The sequence below is a fragment of the Mycobacterium sp. UM_Kg1 genome (assembly GCF_000972925.1).
In the GTDB taxonomy this organism is placed as follows: Bacteria; Actinomycetota; Actinomycetes; order Mycobacteriales; family Mycobacteriaceae; genus Mycobacterium; species Mycobacterium hiberniae.
In genome coordinates, this window is sequence record NZ_JRMK01000196.1 from 1 (window position 1) to 5,441 (window position 5,441).

General features: G+C 67.4%; 6 protein-coding genes. 1 reads left to right on the top strand and 5 read right to left on the bottom strand.

Annotated elements, in window-relative coordinates:
* Nucleotides 1–68: 68 nt before the first annotated feature.
* From LI92_RS19395 to LI92_RS19405, 3 genes are all read right to left on the bottom strand, one after another.
* Nucleotides 69–887, bottom strand: coding sequence for an MFS transporter (locus LI92_RS19395; RefSeq protein WP_286135200.1), 819 nt, complete (start codon nucleotides 885–887; stop codon nucleotides 69–71).
* 96 nt (nucleotides 888–983) lie between these two features.
* Nucleotides 984–2,192: a cytochrome P450 gene (locus tag LI92_RS19400; protein ID WP_052740866.1), complete on the bottom strand. Its 1,209-nt coding sequence runs from the start codon at nucleotides 2,190–2,192 to the stop codon at nucleotides 984–986.
* Nucleotides 2,189–2,749, bottom strand: coding sequence for a TetR/AcrR family transcriptional regulator (locus LI92_RS19405; RefSeq protein ID WP_052740867.1), 561 nt, complete (start codon nucleotides 2,747–2,749; stop codon nucleotides 2,189–2,191). Before LI92_RS19405 ends, LI92_RS19400 begins: the two co-directional genes overlap by 4 nt.
* A 199-nt stretch (nucleotides 2,750–2,948) precedes the next feature.
* Between LI92_RS19405 and LI92_RS19410 the strand changes: the two genes are divergently transcribed.
* Nucleotides 2,949–3,410 (top strand): hypothetical protein, encoded by a 462-nt coding sequence (locus tag LI92_RS19410; protein WP_046321836.1) that lies wholly within the window; start codon nucleotides 2,949–2,951, stop codon nucleotides 3,408–3,410.
* A gap of 32 nt (nucleotides 3,411–3,442) precedes the next feature.
* Here LI92_RS19410 and LI92_RS19415 read toward each other — a convergent pair whose 3' ends face one another.
* Together LI92_RS19415 and panB are read right to left on the bottom strand one after the other, a co-directional pair.
* Nucleotides 3,443–4,855 carry a CYTH and CHAD domain-containing protein gene (locus LI92_RS19415; RefSeq protein WP_052740868.1) on the bottom strand — a complete coding sequence of 471 codons (1,413 nt, stop codon included), beginning with the start codon at nucleotides 4,853–4,855 and terminating at the stop codon, nucleotides 3,443–3,445.
* 42 nt (nucleotides 4,856–4,897) lie between these two features.
* Nucleotides 4,898–5,441, bottom strand: a 544-nt coding sequence (panB, locus tag LI92_RS19420; protein WP_046321839.1) for a 3-methyl-2-oxobutanoate hydroxymethyltransferase, incomplete at its 5' end; no start/stop codon positions are given.

Below are 5,441 nucleotides of genomic sequence, written 5' to 3' on the forward strand. Positions count from 1 at the left end.
ACCAGCCATGTTCTCCATCGTCCCTTCCAGCCCAACCTCGGGCTACAGGACTCTAAAACCAGCCGGTCTCATCCATGGGGAACATGCCAGAAGAAGTAACCGAAGGTCGTGAAGAACAAAAAGATCACGGTGACCACCCCGGCAGCGAAATCCGGCCGTCGGAACAGCCGAACGTCGAGCAGCGGATGACAGCGTCGCATCTCCACGACGACGAACAGCGATGCGGCTGCGCTGCTGGCGCCGAAGCAACCCCATACCAGGGAGTCGGTCCACCCCCGGGTGGGAACTTCGACGAGGCCCAGTACCAGCGCCGCCAGTGCGGCACCGATGAGCAGCCCACCGGCCCAGTCAATCGGTGTGGCGTTTTCGTCGCGCGAGGTGGTGATGCTGGCCGCTGCCAAAGCCAGTGCGAGGGCGGCGATCACGAACGCCCAGAACACCGCTCGCCATGTCGCGACTTCCAGTAACAGTCCCGCGCCCAGGAAACCCACCATCGCACCCACGCCCGCGACGCCCGCCCACACACCCACGGCCCTATTGCGTTCGGATCGCGGGTATGCGCCGGTCAACAGTGACAAGGTGGCGGGCATGACCAAAGCCGCCCCGACACCGGTGGCGGCTCGGCCGACGATGATGCCGGTCGGCGTGTCGAAACAGACCGGAATGAGTGACGAGGTTGCGAAGATGATCAGGCCTGCGATGAGCGCACCGCGGCGGCCGTAGCGATCTCCCAGCGCTCCGCCGAGCAAGAGAAGGCAGGCCAGTGCCAGGGTGTAGGCATCGACGATCCACGTCATCTGAGCTTGGGTGGCCAGGGTGTCGCGCGCGATATCACCGAGTGCGGTGTTGAGTGCGATCATCGCCGAGACGACGAGAAGAACGCACATGCAGGTGACGATCAGCAACCACACGCGAGAGTTGCGTGGGCGAGGTGAGGCGCTGTGCGCGACGCCCACCGGGGTTGCGTCCCGCAAGGTCATCGGTCAGTCACGCGCAGTGACGTGCACTGGCAGGGAGTCGATTCCGATGCCGACGTTGTGCACCGGGCCGGCTCCGGTCCACACCGCGGGCCCGGCGAGCTGGATGTCGTAGCCGCCCGCGATCGACTCCAACACCACCCGTATCTCTTTGTGGGCGAGATTGGCGCCGAGGCAGTAGTGCACGCCGCCGCCGCCGAAGGCGATGTGGGGGTTGGGCGAGCGGTGGATGTCGAACCGGAACGGATCATCGAAGACCGTCTCGTCTCGGTTGCCTGACGGATGCCAGAACACCACGCGGTCACCGGCTTTGACGTCTTGTCCCCCGATCGTGATGTCTTTGGTTGCCGTCCGCCCGAAAATCAGCACCGGGCTCGACCAGCGCAGGATTTCGTCTGCAGCGGTCCGTGAGAGCTCCGGACGGGAACGCAGTTCGTCGAGTTGGTCCGGGTGGTCGAGCAGCGCGATAAGGCCCATTGTCAGCGCGTTGCGCGTGGTTTCACTGCCGGCGATGGAAAGGATGATGAAAAACATCTCGAGTTCGAAACCATCGAGTTGTCCCGCGAGCTTGGTCCACACGTCGTCGGCCGGGTTTGCCCGCTTGTCGGCGGTGATGCGTTGGGCGTACTCGAACAGTTCCGCCTGCAGCCCGAGCCGATCATCCAGGGAGTACTCCCCGTACGGATCGCCGGATTTGAGGAGATGATCGGTGCGTTCGAAGACCCACGCCCGGTCGTCTTCGGGAATGCCGATGATGTCGGCGATCACATGCATCGGCACTTGGTAGGCGATATCTCGCACGAAATCGCACTTCCGGCCGGCCGCCGCTTCGAGGATGCGGGCTGTGCGATCGGTGAGACGCTGCTCGAGCGTGCCGATCATGCGCGGGGTGAATTCTGACGAGATGATGCGACGCATCTCGGTCTGCTCGGGGGGATCCAGCGTCAGCAGGGTGCGTCCGGCGGATATCAGCGGATCCGGCGCCACCATGGGACCGTCGAAGGAGGCGAAGGTCTTCCAATCGCGGTTGGCCTGTTGTATTTCGCCATGCGCGACGATCGACCAGAACGGTATCGGCGCAATGCCCAAACGGCCCTCAACGGGGGGATGAAGGTGCACCGGGCCCCGCGCGCGCAGCTCGGTGAAGACCTCGTGCGGAAACCCGTCGGTGTAGAGCTGGGGATCGGTGAGGTCGACATCCAGAGTTCGCGTCACAGATCCTCCTCGATGGCCGGGTGTGCTGAGCAACTTTGAACGGCTTGACGTACCAGAGCACGCACCGCCGCCGCGTCGGTCGTTTCGCCGAGCAGCAGCCGTCGATAGACCAGCGCCCCGGCGAGCATGTCCACAAGAGTTTCGGCGTCCGTCGACTGCAGGATGTCGCCGCGGCGGCGTGCGCGTTCGACCGCGTCGATTGCCTGCTGCCGTGATTGGGCAACAAAGCTGCGCAGAGTCTGCCGAATCGAGGTGTCGTTTGCGGCCTCGGCCAACAGAGCGGGCAGCAACGCCGCGAGTTCGGGCCGGGTCAGCATGTCAGCGATCGGCAGGACAGCCGCGAAGAGGTCTTCGACGAACGAACCGGTGTCCGGCGCCTCGACAGGACGCGTGACCGCGGTGGCGGCGTACTGGAACAAGTCGGTTTTGCTGGGCCAGCGCCGGTAGATCGTGCCGCGACCGACGCCCGCGCGGGCGGCGATGCCCTCGATGGTCGCCCCGCCCCACCCTTTGGAGCCGACTTCGGCGATCGTCGCCTCCACGATCGCGGCGTCCAACCGGTCGTCACGGGGCCGGCCACGTCGATGAGCCGTCTGCCGAACACTCACCGGGCCCTTGATCAAGCTGCTCGACACCCATCCGATACTGAACTAGCTAGTTCCGGAAATCAAGCATTCCGTAATTGGGCTGGCTCGCCAGGGCGCCTGCCGCCGCGCCGCGGCGCGCTCTGGGCAAATGGGGGTTAATTTAGCCTCCATGACAAACGAAGAACGCCTCCGGCAGATCGCCAGGGACGTGTTCCCGGACTGGTCGCGCCCGCCCCGGATCGTGGTGGAGCAGATCGGCCAGCTGGTGAGGCGTTGGCCGGTTGACGGCTTCGCCCGCGAGAAACTGCCGGATCAGCAGTGCCGTCTGGTGTGGATCGACAAGCACGCGATCGGGCAACTGGACTACATCGCAGACGCTGCCGAGGAGCAGGATCTGGTTGCGGTGATCCGGCCGCTGAGCCAGGTCGTCGGGGTCGAGGTCAACGCCTATGGTTCGGCGGACGCTTTCGGGGAGCGGACCTACCGTCGTGCCGTGGTGGTGTGCTTCGCATCGGGGAATCCGATCGCGATCGACACCACCCAGCACGCGAACGACGGCCTTCGGGGCCACGCCGACCGGTTCATCGATCGGCTACTGGACGCACTGGCGGGCACCGCCGCCGCTGATTAGCCGACCGCGACTCTAAGACCGCCCAGCTTCGGCTACATCGCCTTGTCGAGCTTGCGCAGGGCGGGCCGCAACGCCGCCCGGCACCGCGCGGCCAGGTCGGCCTCGCGGGCATACAGCAGCCCGTAGGTGAAGGTGTCCTCACCGGCAGCCGCCGCCGCGTCGGCCTGCGCAATCAGGTGCTCCCGGCTGACAACGCTGTCCTGGTGGTCGCCCAGCAGCGTCTGAATCGTCTTCGCCCGCCGGGCGATCTTGGTCTTGCCCGCTGCTGCGGCGGCGTAGCGCAGCCGCTTGGCAGCCTTGCGGATCCGGTGCAGCGCGGTGTCGCGGTCCGCAGCTGTCTTGGCTGCCTTCACCGCCTTGCGCAGCCGCCGGTAGGCGGCGTCCACGGAGGCCGACCGGGTGGCGGTCGGCGCGCTGATCAGATCGTCGAGACCGTCGAGCAGCCGGAAGTAGCGCGCGGAGCGCATCGCGGCCAGGCTGCGCCGTCGCCCCGTCTGATAGCGGCGCTGAGAACCGCCGATCAGCCGTTCGCGCACCGGCCCGCGGACCAGTTCTGGTGCCAGCTCGTCGAGCTCCTGCTGGTAGCGCTGGGCCAGGACCTCGGCATCGCGCGCCGCGCCGAGCACCGCCCCCAGTTCCCGCAACTCGCCGAGCAGCGGGGCGTGGGTCTTCTCCTCGCCGTGCAGCAGGCTGCGGATCCGCCGGACCGTCACCCGCATCTGATGAACGGCGTCGTCGGCGTCGGCGCGCACCCCGCGATCCCATACCAGCAGCAGCTCGACCTGCTCGGCCAGCGCCCGCTGCAGGCGATCGGCCGGGTGTGCCGGCGGCGCCGGTGCGCCCAGCACCCGGGCCAGTTTGGAGCCGTAGCCGGCCGGCCCGGCGCCGGTGTCGAGCAGCCGGTTGCTCAACCGATCCAGCAGCTCGAGGTCGCCGCAACCCAGTTCCAGCTCCCATTCCCGCCAGAGCTGTTCGGTCTCTTTGCGATCGGACCCGGTGGCCGACGCGGTGACCTGATCGTCGCAGAACTCGGCCAGCACCTCGTCGCGCTCGTCGCGCAGCACCACCACGCGGCGGGCGGTGCGGATCTGTGCCACGGGCGCCAGCGGCCGATCCCGCACCAGCGCCATCACCACGTCGAGCAGCTCGTCCGGAATCTCTTGGCCCAGCGGGGCACGTACCTCGGTGCGGGTGTCCGGACCGGCAGGAAGCTTCAGGTGCCAACCGGCGTCGGGACCGCCGGTGCGCCGGCGCAGGGTGACCCGGCGGGCCGCCAGGTCATGGTCGGCGGTGTCGAAGTACACCGCCGCCAGGGCCTGGGCCGGCAGGTGTTCGACGCGTGCGACTCCGGCGATGCCGTCGAAGGACGGCGAGATGGCCGACGCGTCGACGTCGAACTTGCGTTCCACCTCGCGATAAGAGGTGGTGGGATCGCCTGGTGACACGACATCCAGCCTGTCACACCCGGGCCGACCGGATACCTCTTTCTAGAAGCAGTGCTCCTCGGCCGGGAAGGTTCCCGCCGCCACCTCGTGGGCGTACTGCTCTGCGGCGCGCCGCAATTCAGCTCCGACATCGCCGAAACGCTTGACGAACCGGGCGGTCTTGCCGGTGGTCATCCCGGCCATGTCCTGCCACACCAGAACCTGGGCGTCGCAGTTGGGCCCGGCGCCGATACCGACGGTGGGAATGGTCAGCTTGCCGGTGATCTGGGTGGCCAGCTCGGCGGGCACCATCTCCATGACCACCGCGAAGGCACCCGCTTCGGCGACCGCGATCGCGTCGGCGATGGTCTGCTCGGCTGCGTCGCCGCGTCCCTGTACCCGGTAGCCGCCCAGGGTGTTCACGCTCTGGGGAGTGAACCCGATATGCGCCATCACCGGGATGCCCGCCGCGGACAGCATGGCGATCTGATCGGCCACCCGCTCGCCGCCCTCCAGCTTGACGGCGTGCGCGCCGCCCTCCTTCATGAACCGGGTGGCGGTGGCCAGGGCCGCAGCCGGTCCGCCTTCGTAGGAGCCGAACGGCAGG